Origin of the sequence: Pedobacter sp. P26, from assembly GCF_050632135.1 — a bacterium.
In the GTDB taxonomy this organism is placed as follows: Bacteria; Bacteroidota; Bacteroidia; order Sphingobacteriales; family Sphingobacteriaceae; genus Pedobacter.
This window is the reverse complement of sequence record NZ_CP192574.1, coordinates 1,524,972-1,544,412: the sequence shown is the minus strand read 5'-3', so window position 1 is coordinate 1,544,412 and position 19,441 is coordinate 1,524,972. Positions and strand designations below refer to the sequence as shown.

Annotated in this window: 18 protein-coding genes and 1 pseudogene; 5 read left to right on the top strand and 14 right to left on the bottom strand. The window is 38.3% G+C overall.

Going from position 1 to position 19,441, the window contains the following annotated elements; all coding sequences use genetic code 11:
• Positions 1-19: 19 nt before the first annotated feature.
• From ACQ86H_RS07235 to ACQ86H_RS07225, 3 genes are all read right to left on the bottom strand, one after another.
• Entirely contained in the window at positions 20-478 is a 459-nt protein-coding gene (locus ACQ86H_RS07235) for a deoxycytidylate deaminase (protein ID WP_138818054.1), read from the bottom strand.
• 63 nt (positions 479-541) lie between these two features.
• On the bottom strand, positions 542-1,510 hold the full coding sequence (locus tag ACQ86H_RS07230; RefSeq protein WP_431294301.1) for a hypothetical protein: 969 nt from the start codon (positions 1,508-1,510) through the stop codon (positions 542-544).
• Positions 1,419-1,979: an MFS transporter gene (locus tag ACQ86H_RS07225; RefSeq protein WP_431294300.1), complete on the bottom strand. Its 561-nt coding sequence runs from the start codon at positions 1,977-1,979 to the stop codon at positions 1,419-1,421. Before ACQ86H_RS07225 ends, ACQ86H_RS07230 begins: the two co-directional genes overlap by 92 nt.
• 216 nt (positions 1,980-2,195) lie before the next feature.
• On the opposite strand from ACQ86H_RS07225, the gene ACQ86H_RS07220 reads away from it, so the two are divergent.
• A complete protein-coding gene (locus tag ACQ86H_RS07220) occupies positions 2,196-2,747 on the top strand; it encodes a LysE family translocator (RefSeq protein ID WP_431294299.1) in 552 nt (183 codons plus the stop codon).
• 499 nt (positions 2,748-3,246) lie between these two features.
• Here ACQ86H_RS07220 and ACQ86H_RS07215 read toward each other — a convergent pair whose 3' ends face one another.
• The gene (locus tag ACQ86H_RS07215) at positions 3,247-5,148 is read right to left on the bottom strand and encodes a class II glutamine amidotransferase (RefSeq protein WP_057932784.1); all 1,902 of its coding nucleotides are present in this window, start codon (positions 5,146-5,148) and stop codon (positions 3,247-3,249) included.
• Positions 5,149-5,370: 222 nt separating this feature from the next.
• On the opposite strand from ACQ86H_RS07215, the gene ACQ86H_RS07210 reads away from it, so the two are divergent.
• The 4 genes from ACQ86H_RS07210 (at position 5,371) to ACQ86H_RS07195 (ending at position 12,238) form a co-directional block, all read left to right on the top strand.
• Positions 5,371-8,145: a TonB-dependent receptor domain-containing protein gene (locus tag ACQ86H_RS07210; protein ID WP_431294298.1), complete on the top strand. Its 2,775-nt coding sequence runs from the start codon at positions 5,371-5,373 to the stop codon at positions 8,143-8,145.
• A 193-nt stretch (positions 8,146-8,338) separates the two neighbouring features.
• Entirely contained in the window at positions 8,339-9,481 is a 1,143-nt protein-coding gene (locus ACQ86H_RS07205; RefSeq protein ID WP_431294297.1) for a DUF4876 domain-containing protein, read from the top strand.
• Between the two features lie 48 nt (positions 9,482-9,529).
• Positions 9,530-11,095, top strand: coding sequence for a DUF6850 family outer membrane beta-barrel protein (locus ACQ86H_RS07200; protein WP_431294296.1), 1,566 nt, complete (start codon positions 9,530-9,532; stop codon positions 11,093-11,095).
• A 3-nt stretch (positions 11,096-11,098) separates the two neighbouring features.
• Entirely contained in the window at positions 11,099-12,238 is a 1,140-nt protein-coding gene (locus ACQ86H_RS07195) for a cytochrome-c peroxidase (protein ID WP_138818060.1), read from the top strand.
• A 464-nt stretch (positions 12,239-12,702) separates the two neighbouring features.
• On the opposite strand, the gene ACQ86H_RS07190 is transcribed toward ACQ86H_RS07195, so the two are convergent.
• The 10 genes and pseudogenes from ACQ86H_RS07190 to ACQ86H_RS07145 all read right to left on the bottom strand — a co-directional run bounded on the left by ACQ86H_RS07190 (position 12,703) and on the right by ACQ86H_RS07145 (position 19,440).
• On the bottom strand, positions 12,703-12,924 hold the full coding sequence (locus tag ACQ86H_RS07190) for a hypothetical protein (protein WP_431294295.1): 222 nt from the start codon (positions 12,922-12,924) through the stop codon (positions 12,703-12,705).
• 56 nt (positions 12,925-12,980) lie between these two features.
• The gene (locus tag ACQ86H_RS07185; protein ID WP_431294294.1) at positions 12,981-13,517 is read right to left on the bottom strand and encodes a glutamate racemase; all 537 of its coding nucleotides are present in this window, start codon (positions 13,515-13,517) and stop codon (positions 12,981-12,983) included.
• A gap of 378 nt (positions 13,518-13,895) precedes the next feature.
• Positions 13,896-14,066 (bottom strand): OmpH family outer membrane protein, encoded by a 171-nt coding sequence (locus ACQ86H_RS07180; RefSeq protein ID WP_431295356.1) that lies wholly within the window; start codon positions 14,064-14,066, stop codon positions 13,896-13,898.
• A 161-nt stretch (positions 14,067-14,227) separates the two neighbouring features.
• Positions 14,228-14,476, bottom strand: a complete 249-nt coding sequence (locus ACQ86H_RS07175; RefSeq protein WP_431294293.1) for an OmpH family outer membrane protein — start codon at positions 14,474-14,476, stop codon at positions 14,228-14,230.
• Between the two features lie 62 nt (positions 14,477-14,538).
• Positions 14,539-15,069 (bottom strand): OmpH family outer membrane protein, encoded by a 531-nt coding sequence (locus ACQ86H_RS07170; protein WP_113950648.1) that lies wholly within the window; start codon positions 15,067-15,069, stop codon positions 14,539-14,541.
• Between the two features lie 102 nt (positions 15,070-15,171).
• The gene (locus tag ACQ86H_RS07165) at positions 15,172-16,098 is read right to left on the bottom strand and encodes a BamA/TamA family outer membrane protein (protein ID WP_431294292.1); all 927 of its coding nucleotides are present in this window, start codon (positions 16,096-16,098) and stop codon (positions 15,172-15,174) included.
• A 12-nt stretch (positions 16,099-16,110) separates the two neighbouring features.
• Complete coding sequence (locus tag ACQ86H_RS07160; RefSeq protein WP_431294291.1) at positions 16,111-17,022, bottom strand: POTRA domain-containing protein; 912 nt, start codon at positions 17,020-17,022, stop codon at positions 16,111-16,113.
• Positions 16,964-17,719: a POTRA domain-containing protein gene (locus ACQ86H_RS07155; protein WP_431294290.1), complete on the bottom strand. Its 756-nt coding sequence runs from the start codon at positions 17,717-17,719 to the stop codon at positions 16,964-16,966. The genes ACQ86H_RS07160 and ACQ86H_RS07155 overlap by 59 nt, the downstream gene beginning before the upstream one ends.
• 149 nt (positions 17,720-17,868) lie before the next feature.
• Positions 17,869-18,608: pseudogene (locus ACQ86H_RS07150) on the bottom strand (isoprenyl transferase).
• A 19-nt stretch (positions 18,609-18,627) separates the two neighbouring features.
• Positions 18,628-19,440: a DUF6089 family protein gene (locus tag ACQ86H_RS07145; protein WP_431294289.1), complete on the bottom strand. Its 813-nt coding sequence runs from the start codon at positions 19,438-19,440 to the stop codon at positions 18,628-18,630.
• Position 19,441 lies beyond the last annotated feature (1 nt).

Genomic DNA, 19,441 nt, shown 5'->3' with positions numbered 1-19,441 from the left:
CTCATGAACCAATAAACCTCTACGATTCGATCAAAACGACCTCAACACCAAACTTCCGTAAAAAATCTACACCCTCGTCGCTAGGCAAACCTTTATAAGCTGCATACGATTTAGAATAATACACCAATTTAATTCCTGAAGATAAAATCAACCTTGCGCAGGCAATACAGGGAGATAGCGTTGTATATAAAGTACAACCTTCTATTTTAGATCCATTTTTTGAGGCATAGAGGATTGCATTTTCTTCTGCATGTAACGCCAATGAACAGCTTCCCTTACTATCGCGTGCGCAACCATGCTCTGGCCATTCCTCATCGCAATTGTGCGTGCCGGCCGGTGGTCCATTATAGCCAATAGAAATAATGCGGGTATCTTTTGTGAGCACTGCACCAACATGCGCACGTACGCAATGCGAACGGGCTGCCAGATCGGTGGCAAGGTTCATAAATATCGAATCGAAACTTGGTTTATCTGCCATATAAAAATCAAAAAAGCCACAAAGAAATTCATCTTTGTGGCTGCTAAATTACTTTATTAAAAATTAATGTCCGCCAGAAATTTTCTGGTCGAAGTTAATTCCTTGTGATCTTAATATTGATGCCACTTTCCAGGCATAAAATGCCAGGTAAGCAAAGCAGATGATCCCTACGATGTAACTGTGTTGAATACCTGTAAACTCTGATACTGCACCCTGTGCCCAGCTAATGATACCACCGCCCATAATCATCATGATCAGGAAACTACTTCCCTGACTGGTGTGCTTACCTAAGCCACTAACCGCTAAAGTAAAAATACAAGGCCATAATGTACTGCAGAATAAACCTACGCTTGTAATGGCGTAAACACTCACCATACCTTTTGTAAACATTCCGATTAACAACGCAGTAATACCAATTGCCGAAAAAATCAATAACATTCTGGCAGGATTACCTTTACTCGCCATATCAGCAGCAATTAATACCAGAATAATCAATGCATATACATAAAATGGAGCCAAATCATGTTTCGCAATGGCGTTAACAGCTAAGAAAATACCAAAAGCTAAATATGGTGCAATAAAACGCAATACTTTTTGTGTGCTGATATTATCAGTAAAAGCTTCAACAGCACCTGTCCAACGCCCAATCATCATACTAGCCCAGTATAACGAGATATAAGGAGCAATATCTTTAATGGCAAAACCAAGATCTTTTTCCATGTAAGCAGGCAAATTACTCGCTGTTGATACCTCAACACCTACGTAAACAAAAATAGCAATCATACCCAAAACCAATTGTGGATATTGCAAAGCTGATCCCTTAATCGATTTAGTATCATCTGCTGACGCTTCCACCAAAGCAGGTCTATCAGGTAAAGATGACATTTTTAAGAAAATTGCTACTGCAATAAAAGCTACTCCCAATATTAAATAAGGAATTTTAACGCTTTCTACGCTGATGTTGGTATTGGCGTTTGCAGCAGAACCAAAAATGGCGAAACTTACAATAAGCGGCCCAATGGTTTGTACCAAAGTTATTAATACCTCCGGCAAGTGTTAAACGCTGCGAACCGGTTTTAATCGGGCCCAGGGCAATTGCTAAAGGATTAGCTACCGTTTGTTGTAACGAGAAACCCAGTGCCACAATAAATAAACCCGAAAGCATTAAAGGAAATGAGTGCAGGTTTGCCGCCGGATAAAATAACAAGGTCCCAAGTGCGGAAATAACCAAACCTAGTGCCAACGAATTTTTATAGCCCAGTTTGTTTACAATATCTTGTCCTATTAAAACAGAAATACCATTATAAATTAAAGCACCCACCGTGTAAGCAATGTAAAATGCCAGCGAAACCAGCTGACTTTCGGCCTGCGATAAATCAAAAGCCTTTTTAAATACCGGGATGAGAATGTCATTACTGGCGGCTACAAAGCCCCAAAAGAAGAATACAGTGACCAGTGGGATAAACTGCGCCCACTTGGTTTGCGTTTGTTCTGAATTCATATTATAAATCTAGTTTTATTGGGGCTAAACATAAATAAAAAAAGCTAATAATCAGTATTTTTATGCAACCTATGCAACAAAAATAAATGTTATATGTTTAGGTATAAAATTGCATATTCGCATATTCTAAACAACACAATGCATGTTTGAAGCCATATTACTAGGTATAGGAGCAGGGATTATTTCGTCGTTTTTAACAGGGCCGGTTTTTTTGCAATGATTAAAACCAGCATAGAAAGGGGTTTCAAAGCTGGTTTTTCTTTAGCTGTTGGTGTAATTATTAGTGATGTGATCTTGATCGGTCTGGTTCTTTTTGGTAGTCAGTTTGTCGATTATAAAGCCGAATTTGATAAATACGTAGGCAGTATTGGCGGTATATTTTTACTTGCCGTTGGTATTTATTACCTGGTTTCTAAAATCACCGTGCATTATGATAGTACCACACTACAAAAAGTGAGTAAACGGGGTTATGTGCTTAAAGGTTTTTTAATGTGCATCCTCACTCCTTCTACCCTCATGTTCTGGATTATTGTGAGCGGTATTATTTCCGTTAAGCTCAACAATATGCTTAATGAGAAATTAGTCTGCTTTTTTATTGCCATGGCCACACAACTCAGTATTGATGGCGCTAAGAGTTTTTACTCGAGCAAGCTCCGGTATAAAATAAAAGAAGATGCGCTTAAGAAACTGAATAAAATTGCAGGTGTAGTGATTATCTTTTTTGCCTTCTGGCTTATTATTAAAACCTATCTGAAGTTTTACGCATAATATATTGCTTCCCCAACTTAGATGCGCTTACATGTCTTAGGTGGTTAAATATTTTTAGAAAAGCAGGTGCAGTATAACTATTGTTGTTAGTCCTGCCAATGCTGCAAGTCCTCGGCAAATGAAGAATTTGCCTCCGGGCTTTCCGCGAATGTCAGGTTTAGGAGGCAAGAGCAACAACGCCAAAAAGAATGTAACATGAGCGATCAATGAGGGTACGAACTATATATAAAAATCTGCGTTTTAATCTGTTTAATCTGCGGGAACAAAAAATAGAGTTATCATTTTGACCAGATAAGATATCTAAATCAAAGATTACGATTGATGGCATGGAGGATGAACCTATGTTAGTGGTTCGCGGGGACATGAACCACGGAGCGGAAAAAAATGCACAAACCTTCTTTATGCCTTCCTGCATTTGTGGTGAAATGTATGCGCAAAAAAATAGCCCATATTACTATGAGCTATCTGTTATTTAAGTCCCCCACAGGGGATTCAGGGACTAATAAGCCCTTTGGTTATTTCCTTCTTTCCAGTTAACAAAAGCTTTATTAACCACTTTATTACCGCCTGGTGTAGGGTAATTTCCTGAGAAATACCAGTCACCTTTGTTTTTCGGACAAGCTTCATGCAGGTTCTCTAAACTTTGGTAAATGACTTCAACCTCAGCAACAGTACCTTTTGGGGTAATGATCTGTGCAATTTTAGCTGAAATTTCTTCAGGCGTGAAGGGTTTATAAATTTCCTTAACGTGGTTTACAATTTCCTCTTTAGGTAAAAGTAACGAAGCCTTACATTTCGTGTAAACATCTTCTATCACCTGCCACATACCACGCTCCGTTAACAGTTGAATAGCCGCATCGAAAGCTACAAACTGTCCCATCCTGCTCATATCGATACCATAACAATCAGGGTAACGGATCTGAGGTGCTGAAGAAACAATAATGATTTTCTTAGGGTGCAAACGGTCCACAATTTTAATGATACTCTGCTTTAAGGTAGTACCACGTACAATCGAGTCATCAAGTGCGACTAAAGTATCCTGGTGGTTATTGATAATACCATAAGTAGTATCGTAAACGTGCGCCACCATTTCACTACGGTCAGCATCCTGGGTAATGAACGTTCTTAGCTTTACATCCTTAACGGCCAGCTTTTCTACGCGAGGTGCTAAAGACAGTAAGTCTTCAAGCTGCTGGTCTGTTAGTGTTTCTTTCTTATGTAAAAGTATATCTTTCTGGTGCCTGCGCACATATTGCTGAACGCCATCAACCATTCCAAAAAAGGCAACTTCAGCCGTATTCGGAATAAATGAAAATACTGTATTTTTTAAATCGTAATTAACTGCCTGAAGAATTTTATCACTCAATAAACGGCCCAACTGTTTACGCTCACGGTAAATTTCTACATCACTTCCTTTTGAGAAATAGATACGCTCGAATGAGCAAGATAACCTTTCGGTAGGCTCACGGAATTGCTCCATGCTCACCTCGCCATTTTTCTTAATTATTAAAGCATGACCAGGATCGATCTCTTTAACATCTTTAAACTGAATATTAAATGCAGTTTGTAAAGCTGGCCTTTCAGATGCCGCTACAACAATCTCATCATCATAATAGTAATACGCCGGACGGATACCTGCCGGATCGCGCATAATGAACGAATCGCCATTACCTACCATACCACAGATCGAATAACCTCCATCCCATGTTTTGGCCGAACGGCGAAGGATATTGGCAATATCTAAGTTATCAGATATTTTGTGTGTAATCGCAACGTTATCGTGCCCTTCTTTTTTATACTGATCGAAAAGTTCCTGGTTTTCATCATCTAAAAAGTGACCGATTTTTTCCAATACCGTAACAGTATCTGCTTTTTCTTTTGGGTGCTGACCTAACTCGTACAATTGCTCCAATAACTCATCTACATTCGTCATGTTGAAGTTACCCGCAATTACGAGGTTACGCGTCATCCAGTTGTTTTGCCTTAAAAAAGGGTGACAATTTTCGATGCTGTTTTTACCATGTGTACCATAACGCAAATGGCCCATTAACACCTCGCCGATAAAGCTTACGTTGTTTTTGAGCCATTCTGTATCCTGCATTAATTCAGGGGTATTTTCCTGTATATCAACAAATTTGTTCTGTACATATTCGAAGATATCAGCTACCGCATTTGATGCCATGCTCCGGTATCGGCTAATGTACCTACTGCCCGGTTTCATATCCAGCTTAATGGTGGCAATACCTGCGCCATCCTGGCCCCGGTTATGCTGTTTCTCCATTAAAAGGTATAATTTGTTAAGGCCGTAAAGTGCTGTACCGTACTTTTGCTGGTAGTAAGAAAGTGGTTTTAACAGGCGAATAAAAGCGATTCCGCATTCGTGTTTTATCTGATCACTCATTGTGTGGGTTTGAAGCCGCAAAGTTATCCTTTTAAACCATTACAACCTAAACAAAAGTGTTTTCTTTTGTGATGATGAGTTTTATCTGACAGATGATACAAATAGACTATCACTGCATTTCCCGAGTTAAAAACCTGTATGATTAATTAGAATAATTCTAAATAACTTGCAAACCAGAGTTAAAATTAACACTTTTGCAGCATTATTAAGATTTAGTCTAAATTGAAACAAATTTACATATCCTTATTATTCTTATCGATCTGTGGCAGTGCGCTGGCGCAAATCAAGAGCGTTGTTACCGGAAAAGTGGTTGACGTAAACAACCGGCCTATCCCCTCTGCAAATATCAAAATTATCGAAACTAATCAATATGGAACCACTACTGAAGATGGGACTTTTAAATTCAACCTAAGCAATTTAACCAATACGACTTTAACTTTTGAATTTTCTTTTATTAGTTATCAGCGTTTAACAAAAGACATTAAAATTTTTGCTGGTGATGTTAATGTGGGCAATATTGTTTTAAAAGAACTGAATTTAAGTCTGGAAACCATCGATATTAATGCAAAACGCAATTATGAAGGGCAGTCAAACTCTTCTTTAATTATGTCAAGAGATGTTATTGAGCAAACCCCAGCTTTGAGTATAAGCGATTTACTGAACCAGATACCGAACAGAAAAATTGTAGCCCCCTCTCTACAGCGCGTGCAAACCATAAACCTGCGATCTTCATTCGAACCCACCACCGATCAAAGAGGCCAATTTGAACTTAGCAATGCTTTCGGTGTAGCCATTATTGTTGATGGTAATGCCATTAGCAACAATATGAATATGCAGAGTTACAATCCAGGTATGCTTGGGGCCGGCAATTCATTATTATCATCAGAAGGTTACGGGTTAAATGGTTCTAGAGGAACAGCTTACTCAGGTGATTATGCTTTTGGAGGAACCGATTTAAGGCAGGTCCCTGTAGATAATATTGAAAGTATTGAGGTGATTTCGGGAGTTGCACCCGCCAAATATGGAGATTTAAGTGACGGAGCAGTTATTGTGGAAAGGCAGGCAGGAAAAGCACCAGGATATCTTCGCATGCAACTCCGAAATGATGCCACATCTTACGGCTATTCTCAAGGTTTTAAAATCTCCCCTAAGGCTGGTGCTATAAATGTTGGACTAAACTATGTAAATTCTTATGCTGACAACCGTGATAGGCTAAAAGCTTATAAGCGGATTAACAGCAATTTAATGTATTCTAATACTTTTGGCCGGGAAGCCAGATTAAAGAACACCCTAAGCCTTGATTACGGAAAAAATCTGGATGGGGTAAAAAGCGACCCAGATGATATTAAAAAAGCACTGATGAGGTTCGACAGCTGGAATTTCAGTGTAAGCAACAGAAGTTCATACCGTGTGAACCATAATTTTCTGAAAAACATTTCGATTAATTTACGCTATTCAGAAGGCCATCAGGTAACCTATAAAGAAGAATTTAAAAACGAGCCTTATGTAATTATCTCCGATGCGACTTCAACGGGCATATTCGAGGGTGCTTATGTAAGGGGAATTTATACAGCCCAAACCCTGATTGATGGCAGGCCTGTTAATGCTTCAGCAAAACTTGATTTGAATGCAGATTTTAGAACAAGAAGTGTTACCCATTTTTTAAATTTTGGTGCGAGTTACGATTATAGCGCTAATAATGGTTTAGGACAGGTACTCGACCCAAATAGACCAAGATTTGGGACGGCCATTACTACAACCTCGTTAAGCCCATCTCGTTCTGAAAGGTACTACGATTTTAACCTGGCGGTTCCACAAAACAATATTGGTTTATACGCCGAAGACATGTTTAAACTCCCGCTATTTAAAAAAGAATTGAATGTAAGGGCGGGCTTAAGGTACGATCTTCAAAATGCCTTACCATCATTTTCGCCAAGGCTTAACTTAAATTACGCTCTCAGTAAGTCGGTAAAGATTGGTTTGGCATACGGGCTTTCGTTTAAATCGCCGGCGCTTGCGCAACGCTTTCCGGGGCCAACTTATTACGAAATTCCTTTAGTCAATTCATACAACAATAGCAGTGCCTTAGAAAGCACTTACTTAGTATACGTAAACCGTTACGATCATCATTCAGAAAATCTGAAATCAGCATATAGCCAAACCATTGAATTAAGCTCACAGGTTAAAATTAAAGATTTCAATCTTTCACTCAGTTTGTTTAGCAAACTTTCGAGAAATGGAATTGGTACTATTGCTACACCTGTTATTGTAACATTACCCACATACAACGTGGTTCCGCAACCCGGTCAGAAACCACTAATTACCACAAACGGAACCAAGAATTATTATTTTGTGTACCATAGGTTTGATAACGACCTAAGCTCTGACAACCAGGGTCTAGAACTGATCTTAAATACACCTCAAATTAAAGCCATTTCCACATCCTTTAACATCAGTGGTGGTATTTTCAGAACGAATTATCAAACCAATATTCCACGATTGGGTAACACCTCCGATCAAACCATCACACGAGATGATTATGCAAAAGTTGGCTTTTATGAACCACTTAAAAGAATTTCTTACTTAAGTAACGGCCGTATCAGTTCTGCTACACACATTCCGAAGATTAGCCTTGTGATTAGCTTTATTGCAGATTTTTCAATTGCCCAAAAATCAATTGAATCGCCTAATTCGGGTATTCCATTTGCCTACATCACCAATAATGGCAAGTATGTTACCATCACCAACTTTGATGCTTCAAACCCAGATTACGGGCAATTATTTAAACCGTTATCAGAAGTTAATAAAGACAATATGCCTAAAATTGTTCCGAACTTCCACTTATCTCTTTCAAAAGAAATCAAGAAAAGGCTGAGGTTCTCTTTTAATGTATTTAATGTTTTCAATTATCAGCCTTATTACATCAGCTCATCCGGCACATATACTTATCCCAATTCTGCTCCATCATTTGGCGCAGAAATATCCTTAAAACTCTAATTTTCAAAGTCATGAAAAAGTACCTTTACCTGTTTCTAGTTATCTTTCCCTTCGCGGCATGTAAAAAAACAACTCAACCGAGATTGAGCCTGTTGATTTAAATATCAAAATTAATTACAAACTGGCAACCAGTGGCTATACGCTACCGCTTAATATTGCTAAACTTAAAATTACCAATATTGAGACCAGAACTGTGCAGGAATTTACTGTAAATGATAAAGGTGTTATTCTGATTTCTAAGTTATCACCTGGATTTTACGACATCGACGCTTCCTCCAACTTTAGCGCAGCTGAGTATTCCACTATCACAGGAACAGTTACGGAAAAAGCAGTTACATTTAATGCTTCCTTAAAAAATAAGCAGATTACTGTAGGCTTCTCTGAAACCATCAACTTAAACCTGATTGCGGGCAGTCTTGGCGACTGGGTGATCAAACAGATCTATTTTGCAGGATCAGATCGTGTAAATGGAGCGCTTTACAGGGATCAATTTATTGAGTTTTACAACAATAGTGATAAAACACTTTATGCCGACAGTTTATACTTTGCAGAAACGACCGGATTAATCACTAAAAGCACATCAGGATCATATAATTTGTTGCCAAGCGGGCAATTAGACTGGAATAAATCACAAAATATGCCTACTGATATTGACGCTAATAATGATTATGTATATGCACGTGCATTATTCATGATCCCTGGAACCGGAAAACAGCACCCTGTTGAGCCAGGTAAGAGTATTGTGGTTGCCCAAACCGCAGTTAACCACAAAAGTCCGTTTACTGGAGTAGATGGAAAAGCAATTACGGTATTAAATCCTAGTTTAACCGTTGATTTAAGTAAAGCTGATTTCGAAGCTTATTATGCACCATTTTTGAGCAAACCCTTAGCTTCTGACATCGACAATGCCAGTGTGCCAAATCTTGAAGTACTGTCATACTTCGGTACTGATATGATATTTGATAATCCCGGGAGGTATGGGTATGTATTAGTGAAAGTTGATGGTACGCAAAAGCCGAAAAACTGGCCGCAATATAACTATCCTACCAAAGCCACGCCATCATCATCAGCGGGAAAATACTATCAAATACCAGCAAAATGGATCATTGATGCTGTAGAAGTGCAACCTAATGAAGCAACTGACCGTATCCCGAAAAAATTTGGAGCAACCCTTGATGCTGGTTTTACCTTTGTACCACTTGGTTCATATACTTCACAATCTGTAGTCAGGAAAACAGAAAAAACGATAAATGGTAGGATTATCCTGAAAGACACCAATAACAGTACTGAAGATTTCGATTACTTCAACGTTGCCAATCCGAGAGGATTTAAATAAAAAGTTAATTGCTGGTCGGATTCATCCGACCGGCTTTTTAAACCTTCTATGAATAGAAAAATTCTAAAATATTTGTTTTTGCTAGTGCTCCCATTATCTGCCCTGGCTCAAAAAACAGTTACTGACAAAGAGTTTCAGCAGGCATTGGCTACCAATCAGTTTTATGCAGATTCGGCTAGCCAGGAACTGCTCAAATTTGCTAAATTGAGCAGTTATTACCTCAGTACGATGATGCCCGAAAGGTTTAGCAAAATCAGCCTTACCTACAATTTTGATAAAGGCACCTATATTCCTTCACAAGGAGCCACAAAAATTAATGCGGGTAAATTATCAACAGAAGGTACGGTTAAACTCGGCAGTATTAAATTATTTGGGAGTTTCTCTTATGCTAAAACCTTTGAGGATAGTACACGTTTTTCACATCAAACCAGAAACAATACTTCTTCTCCATATTATTTTGGTTCTCCAGCTTATGTTCATTATGAAAGAAGTGTTTACAGTTTTCAGGCTATGGCCAATAAGAATTTCCTTAATGAAAAATTAAGTCTGAGTATTGGAACTGATTATAAAGTAGGAGATCATTTCTCAACAAATGATCCGAGGGGATCAATAGGCGAATACCAGTTCAATTTGAATGCAGCTTTAGGCTACAAATTATCGCCATTTGTTAGATTGGGATTCGGTTATCGAAAAGGTTATGGTCAGGAAAAAATAACCATTGGATACAAAAATCCCCGGTACTATGAAAGCTCAAGCTTTCCAATGTATTATAACCATCTGGTAAATGGCTATGGAGAAACGAAACCAATACTAAACGACAGAAGATATAATGACGATCAACAACGCAATGGTTTGGATATATATTTTGACATGAATGCCGGCAACTTTGGCAGCTTTTATTTGTTTGGAAATTATATTGAAGAAAATCAGCGTTATTTTTTTGCTAATGGTTCTGGTTTTACTGATTATTCAAAATATAAACTCAAAAGAACTGACGTTAACCTGCTTTGGAATAAAAAACTTTCACATGGTACCATTGGCACGCAGGCACAATATCAATCAGTTGATGGTGCTGATTATAACATTGATTTTGGTGCCAACAACTACAAGTATTTATCCAGTAGCTTAGGGGCAAAAGTATTTCTAACTACCCAATCTGCTAAAAGTATATATAACCATTTTATAAAAGCCAATTATTTTGACGAAGAGAGGATTGATGGCATCAGGGCAAATGATGTTTATTTTAACCACTTAATGCTGATGGTAGGTTCAAGTAAAAGGTGGATCAAAGAAAACAACGGTTATATCGGCATTGGTTTTTCTGCACATCATCAGTTTTCACTGAGCGATCATTTTACAGTGGCGCCTGCCAATGAAGCTTATTTTACGAGATATGTGATCTATCACGACTATCTGTTTAATACTTCTTCTGCTGCAGGAGGCGGAGTAACAGCAGAATACGGATTTCCACTATTTAAAATGATGCTGTCGAGCATTAAAATAAATGCCTTTTATACACAAAAGCTTAACCAAAAAAGCTTAAATAGAACAATTGTCACAACCCCCGGTAAAGACCGTTTTTCTTCTAATATTAGCCTAAACCTGTATTTTTAACCCATGAATAAAATTTTTGCCCTTCTTGCTTTAGCCCTTACCGGACTCATCTTATTTTCTTTTCAATCAGCCGACTTTAATGACGACGATGAACTGAGCATAGATAGCCTGCGCAAAGTTTATTCAAAACCTACCGATCAATGGCCAAAACCTACGGTTGATAAAGATGCCGTTTTTCAGGAATTGGGCGAACTTCCACCCTCTCCTGTTGATTTAAAAAACGACTCGGTAAAAAATGTAGTGGAGCTGGGTAAAATTTTGTTTTTTGATCCGCGTTTGTCGGGTTCGAACCAGATTTCGTGTTCGAGCTGCCATGCACCAGATTTACACTGGACAGATGGCCGTCAGGTTTCAATCGGTCATGATCATTTGACCAATATCAGAAATGCACCTTCACTGGAGAATGTCTGGTTTTACAAACGCCTGTTTTGGGATGGCAGGGCAAACAGTTTAGAAGAGCAGGCCGGCAGTCCTGTAGCGGCACATAATGAGATGCACCAGGACATGAAAGTTTTACCCAAAAAGCTTAGTAAAATTAAAGGTTATCAACCTTTTTTCACGGCTGCATTTGGTTCAAAAGAAATTACCAATAAAAGAATTTTCGAAAGTCTGGCTACTTTTCAGCGCAGCATTGTAAGCAGAAGAACCCCTTTCGACCGTTTCCTGGCGAAAGATAAAAAAGCCTTAACAGATCAACAATTAATGGGCTTACACTTATTCCGCACAAAAGCCCGCTGTATCAATTGTCATAACGGACCATTTTTTACTGATAACGAATTTCATAATGATGGTCTAACCTATTATGGCCGTAAATATGAAGACCTAGGGTTATACAATGTAACCAAGAAACCAGAAGACGTGGGCAAGTTCAAAACTCCCGGACTGAGAAACGTGATGAAAACGGCTCCCTGGTTTCATAATGGTTTATTCCCTGATATGGATGGCGTGATGAACATGTACAATGTGGGCATGCCGGTACAACGTGTGAAACCGGAACAGGTAAATGATCCTTTACTACCTAAAAACGATAAGTTATTAAAGGGATTAAAATTGAGTATAGCAGAAAAAGATGCAGTTGTTGCCTTTTTAGAAGCATTATCTTCGCCTACAGTGCTGACCAGGGTAGCGCAATTGCCACAGTAATTAGTTTGGAGTGTTGAATTGGGAGTTTGGAAGCAATTAAACTAGATTTAGTATAAGACAACAAAAAATTGCTTACCCTTTCTTTACCTTTTGTTTACCCTTTCTCTACACCAAGTTAACCCCAGGTTAACCTCTTTAGTTACCTATTCTTTACCTTTTGGTTACCTAAAAGGTAAAGCCAGGCTCTGCTTTGGGACTTTCTTAGGTAAGCCAGGGCCGATGCTGACCGCCAGCAGGTACGAAGAGCCCTTGTTGAAGAATAGTTTAAACACGTTCCTACCTGCTTAAAAAGGAGCATAGATTTGCCACATAACATCCACAATTTGTTAATATTTCATCTTAGCAAAAAGTACTAACCAGACATCGGTTGCCAGTTAGTAATCTGCAGTTAACTGTTAACCGGTTTTAGCCGGCGATTGGCTGTCAGCAATCAAACAATCTGGCCATTCAACAATTCATATCCATCACATCTTACCAGACTTCAGCGCTTCGCCGAAAAATATAGAAGCATGTGCATCAAATACAGCAGGATCGCCACTGGTATAAAAATGTCTTTCTTTTTGCTTAGCCAGTTTTTCTTCAATCTCCGGATGTCTTTCTAAATAATCGAGCAAACGTTCAGCTACAATCTCACCCTGCGTTAAAATATTGATATGATCCGGAAATACTTTCTTCAGTTTAGGCATTAATAAAGGGTAATGCGTACAGGCCAATAATATACAATCGATAGCTGCCGATTGGCTCAATAACTGATCACAATATTCATTGATAAAAAATCTGCTCCGGGCGCTAAGTGTTCGTTGTTTTCGATCAGCGGAACCCACATGGGGCAACTTTGCTGATAAACCTTAACCTCTGGAAAAAATTTACTGATCTCTAAAAGATAGGATTGAGAATTAACCGTACCTCTTGTACCCATTACCCCTACCGATTTGGTACTCGTATAATCATTAATTACTTCTGCAGTGGGCCTTATTACCCCAAGCACCCGCCTATCTGGATATTTAGCAGGAAGATCTATCTGCTGAATGGTTCTGAGTGCTTTTGCCGATGCCGTATTACAGGCCAGAATAACCAAATGGCATCCTTTTGCAAAAAGCCATTCTACGCATTCTAAAGTATATTTATAAATGGTATCGAAAGAATGATCGCCGTAGGGCGAACGGGCATTATCGCCCAGGTATATATAATTATAATCGGGCAATTTATCGGCAATGGAACGGAATACCGTTAATCCACCGTAACCTGAATCGAAAATACCTATCGGCGAAACCTGCATTATGTTGGAAAGTTAAATATTGAAACCGTTGTAAAGTTAGTTGAAAATTGGAATGTTTTAGTGATAGTTCGCATGTTGTAAAATTAAAATGCTTAGCATTTCTGAACAAAACGTCCAACAAGAAAATCGTCATTTCAGGCGGAGTGCTACCTGTACCGATTTTACATCGGTAACGCAGTCGAGAACCCGAATGCTCAGCGAAGTCTATCGAATATAGATCTCTCCATTTCACTGCGCTTCGTACGATAGCTATCGGATCGAGATGACGACAGTTTAGATAAATCCTAAAAACAAAAAAGCGGAACTAAGTTAAACTTAATTCCGCCATATATCTTGAACTGGTCAGGAGACTCTCGACTCCGAACTCACGACTCATGACTATTTCTTAGGTGCAGCTGGTTTTGCAGCGGTTGCTGTAATACCTAATTTAGATTTAACTGCAGCAGTAATATCATCACCACCATCCCAGAATACTAAATTGTTACCACCTTGTCCGTTTGCGATATCGAAAACATAAGCTAAACCTTTTTCTTTAGCTACAGCAGAAATGGCTGTTGCTACTTTAGCCTGGATTGGTTGGAATAATTCACCTTGTTTAGTGCCTCATATCTTGTGATGCTTTAGTACGTGCATCAGTAATTCTTTTTTCTAAATCCTGTAATTCCTGACCTGCAGCCTGTAATTCTTTACCCACTGTTTCTTTGTTAGCCTCACTTAAAGTTTTTTGTTTCGCTTCTGCAGCAGCCATTTTGCTTTGATATTCTTTTGATCATTGCATCAATATCGGCTTGCTTCTGTTTACCTAAGGTTTCTAAAGTAGTTTGAGCTGTTTTAGCTTCAGGTAAATTTGCAAAAACCTCCTCTGAATTAATGTGACCCAATTTTTGTTGTGCACTTGCCATATTCGCTGTAAACAATAACCCTGCTGCTACAAAGAATACGTTAATTAACTTTCTCATCGTTTTATTTTACTTTTTTATTTTTTTCTAATTGTTTTCCTTCAAAAATCAGGGCGAATATACTAATTATTTACAGTCCCTGGTTTATATCCTAATTTTACAATTACATCATTACTAACATCGTAACTGCTACTTGCATAAATCATCATTGTTGCTTCACTGCTTTTGTCAAAAATGAAGTCTAAATATTTTGATTTTGCAATCTGTTTAATAGCCTCAGCTACTTTATCCTGAATAGGCTTAATTAATTTTATCCTGCTTTGAAAAAGATCTCCATCCGGTCCAAACTTAGAACGTTGAAATTCTTTAGCTTGTTTTTCTTTTTCTATAATCTCGTTTTCACGTCGTTTGCGCATATCATCAGTTAATAAAACCTGATCGGCCTGATAAGCCTTGTACATCCTGTCAATTTCAGAAAAATTCTGATCAACCTGTTGCTGCCATTGTTTAGACGCTACATCTAACTGACTGAGTGCCGATTTATATTCTGGTAAATGTTTCAAAATATACTCCGTGTCTACATAAGCAAACTTCTGTGCAAAAGCACCAATAGAGGTGCAAAGCAGGAATGCGATAAAAAGATACTTCTTCATTTGTGTGTGTGTGTTAATGATATAGTTAATAACCTAAGCTTTCTTTAAACTCCTATTGCAATGATTTATTGCATAATTAGTTAAATTTTTATTCTTTATCAATTAAAATCCACCTAATTGTTGTGCGATACTAAAAGTAAAGTTTTGCTTACCGCCATCTGCTACTCCAGGAATCCTGTCAAATGCATGTCCGTAATCGATACCCAATAAACCAAATATAGGTAGGAAGATACGTGCGCCTACACCAACTGATCTTCTCACGTTGAACGGATTAAAATCACCAAACCTGTTCCAGGTGTTACCGGCCTCTGCGAAGGCTAAGACAAAGGCTGTAGCTTGCTGACTTGCAATAACCGGATAACGCGCCTCAAGTACATATTTTGTATAAATAGGGCTACCAGATTGTTGAGCAATTCTTGGATCAGAACCATTTGGGATAACGGTATTGTTTGCATAACCACGCATTGCGATTAGCTCAGATCCCTGTAAGAAATCGAATCCCTGCATACCATCACCACCCAGTTTGAAACGCTCAAATGCGGATTGACCTACTGCCTGGCTATACTGCCCTAAGAAACCAAATTGTGCCTGCGCTTTAACTACTAAGTTACCTGCAACACGTTGGTACCACTGCGAATCGAACTTCCATTTATGGTATTCGGTAAAACGGTATTTTTCTTTATCAGATGCCGTTGCATAATTCACTTTGTTGAACAGTGAGTATGGTGGCGTTGCCTGAACAGTGAAACGGATGAATGATCCTGATTTAGGGAAGATTGGCGAATCTCTTGAATCGCGGCTGATTTCTTGTGATAAACTTAAGTTATAAGATGTACCTGAACTAAATAAATACCCTGTATAGTTATTTAAGATATACTGTTGTAAACTCACCGCGTGGGTTAACTGGAAATAGTTATCTGGCCAGTTTAATCTTCTACCTAAACTAACGGTTACCCCATTTAAACGGATTTTTTGAAATAAAGCATCTCCATTGCTTAAACCGTTCGATTGTAATTGAGGTAAATGCACTCACTCCGAAGCTTACCGGTTTCTCGCCACCAAACCAAGGTTGTGAGAATGAGAAGCTATACGATTGATAATATTTACCGTTGGTTTGCCCACACGTAAGCTTAATTTCTGTCCGTCACCTTTTGGCAATGGTTTATAAGCCTTTAAATTAAATAAGTTACGTAACGAAAAGTTATTGAAAGTTAGACCTAATGTACCAATGATACGGCCACCACCAAAACCACCTGATAGTTCAATCTGATCTGAAGGTTTCTCTTCTACTGCATATTCAATATCTACAGTACCATCTGCAGGGTTAGGCCGAGGTGTAGGTACAGTTTTAGACTCGTCAAAGTTACCCAACTGACCAATTTTTTCACGAATGGTACGGATTAAATCACTTTTGTTAAATTTCTGTCCTGGTTTGGTACGGATCTCACGTAAAACAACCTTATCATTTGTAATGGTATTACCTTTTATAGTAATGCGGTTGTTGGTATATTGTGGTCCTTCGTACATGCGTAATTCCACATCAACAGTATCGCCATAAATTTTGGTCTGTACCGGATCAATATTAAAAGTTAAATATCCATTATCGGTGTACATGCTGTTAATGTCGCCACCGTTTTCGCCACCACCATTTAATTTTTTATTTAATTTTTCTTCGCTGAAAACATCACCTTTTTCAATGGTTAATACTTTTTTCAGAATACTATCCGGATAAATGGCATTACCTGCCCAGGTAATATTACCGAAATAATACTTTTTACCTTCGTAAAGGTCCATTCTAATATTAACTTTTTTATTGTTATACTGGTAAATGGTATCTTTTAATAATTCCGCATCACGATAACCTTTCTCGTGCATTTTAGCAATCATTTTAACCTTATTCTCTTCGTATTTCTCTTGCGAATTTTCCGGAACCCCAAAAACGCCACCACGCAAATTGTTTAGGGCTTTTAAGGAATTTTCTAAGTTTTGCTGATTTGAAATCTTTATTCCCTGTAAAATCTATATGTTGCACTTTAACACGGTGACCTTTATCAATATAAGCTTCTAATACCACACTATTTTCTGCATTCGGATCTTTACGCGTTTTGTAATCGATCTTGGTAAAGAAAAAGCCTTTATCCAATAAGTATTTCTTAACAATGGCAGATGTGGTATTGTATAAGTTATCGTTTACGATTTTACCCGTTTTATCATTTAACTTTTCCTGAATGGCAGTTTTTTCAGATTTACGGATACCTTTTAAATCTATAGAACTTAAACGCGGACGTTCTACTACTTCAATTTCAAAATAAACAGAATCCTGAACAAATTTTTCGATGTTAAGTTTAACATCATCAAACAAGCCCTGTGCCCACAACGTTTTAATTGCATCAGAAGTTGCTTCCCCTGGAAGAACGATTTTATCGCCTTTAGTTAATTTAGACAAGGTGATTAATACTTCTTTATCTAAATATTGGGTTCCGGTTACTGTTGTACCTCCAATAATATATTCTTTTGGACTAAAATAATCGAGATCTAAGCCACCAACCTTTAAAGAAGGGGTTACCGGAGCCTGACCTTGTGGACGTACTTGAGCGAAGGCCGGAGCGGCTAAAACTAGTAGGATTAAAACTTGAAATATTCTTTTCATTAAAATTATTTGTTCAGTAATGGCCAAAAGGTAACGATATTTTATAAAGCAAAATTACTTTATGTTGTTCCCTTATTATGGTTTCATTTATCGTATAAAAGTGGTGCTAAGTTAGCTTAAACGCTTGTTAAAAAGTGTTAAAAGAAAAATTAGTTTAATTGCTCGCTAATTTTACCAAAACGGCGTTCGCGTTTTTGATAGTCTACAATGGCCTCGAAAAGATCTTCACTTCTGAAATCCGGCCATAAAACATCAGTAAAATAAAACTCGGTATAAGCCATTTGCCAAAGCAGATAATTGCTGATACGGTGTTCGCCACTGGTCCTGATCATAAGTTCAGGATCTGGTATATTTACGGTTGTTAGTTTCGACGAAAACAGGTCTTCGTTAATATCATCCAAAAGAAATGGTATTATCTTTTACCGCTGATGCAATTTTTTTAGCGGCTTCCAAAATTTCCCATTTCGCACTATAACTTAAAGCCAGTGTTAGTGTACATTTTTTGTTATGGGCTGTTTTTTCCATGGCTTCTTTTAAATCATCAATACACTCCTGAGGTAAGGATGCAATATTGCCAATAGCATTCAGCTTAATATTTTTTATTAAGTGTTTCGGTTTCTTTGTTGATGGTAGAAATCAGAATCTGCATCAAAGCATCTACCTCTTCTTTGGGTCTGTTCCAGTTTTCGGTAGAAAAAGCATATAAAGTGAGGTACTCAATACCTACTTCAACACAACCTTCAACAATGTCTTTTACAGAAATTACACCTTGTTCATGTCCAAAAACCCGCACTTTGCCCTGGCCTTTTGCCCATCTTCCATTACCATCCATGATTACGGCAATGTGCTTTGGCAGGCGGCTATAGTCTATTTGTTCTTTAAATCCCATTAATTATGTCAAAATCAGCTTAAAAGGAATAGCATTTTGAGGATACAAAGGTAAAAGATATGCCAACACTAACAAATAGATAAGTGTCCCTTTTTCGAAAATCGCCTCTTTGGGTTCCCGGCTGTCCAATTTTATAGCGTGAAGGATCGGATAAATTAACCTGATTCTGGCCATTTCCAACAATTACCTGGTTAACCGGATAACGGCCGCTTACATCATCAATATAATCGGTAGAAGGTGTTCTATAGCCCAGTTCGGTAAAAATGCTCCAGGTATCTTTGTAATTATACCTTAAGCCCAGGCCATAAGGAATGGTTAAAACGGCATTTTTATATCCATTTTCCTGTCCTTCGGTGGCCAGGCGATCTAACCGGTAACGCTCGCCATTTACTTTTACAGTTGGTTTAAATACAAGTAACCCCACTCCCGTAAACAGGTATGGCGTAAATTGCCGCGTTCCGCCGCCAAGGTTAAAATTAAAAAAATTAAAATCCACCAGCGCGCTGAATTCACTCAGTGATGTTTTAAAACGCAGATTTCTTTCCCGTAACTGCTCATTGCCGGAATAGGAATCATCCGCTTTTACCTGCCCATAAGTATAATTTAAACGGACCCCCAGGTACTGGTTAAAGTTGCGCTTTGCATAAATTCCACCAGACAAACCACTGATATACAATGGATTATTCTGATTAAGATCACCCATATAACCGGCACCGCCAGCCATTACACCAAGTTCCCAGGAGGGTTCACCTATCACTGCACGCTGCGCACGAACAAACTGCCCACTAAAGATGAGAAAGAAGATAATTAATAGCTGTTTGCCTGGCGTCATG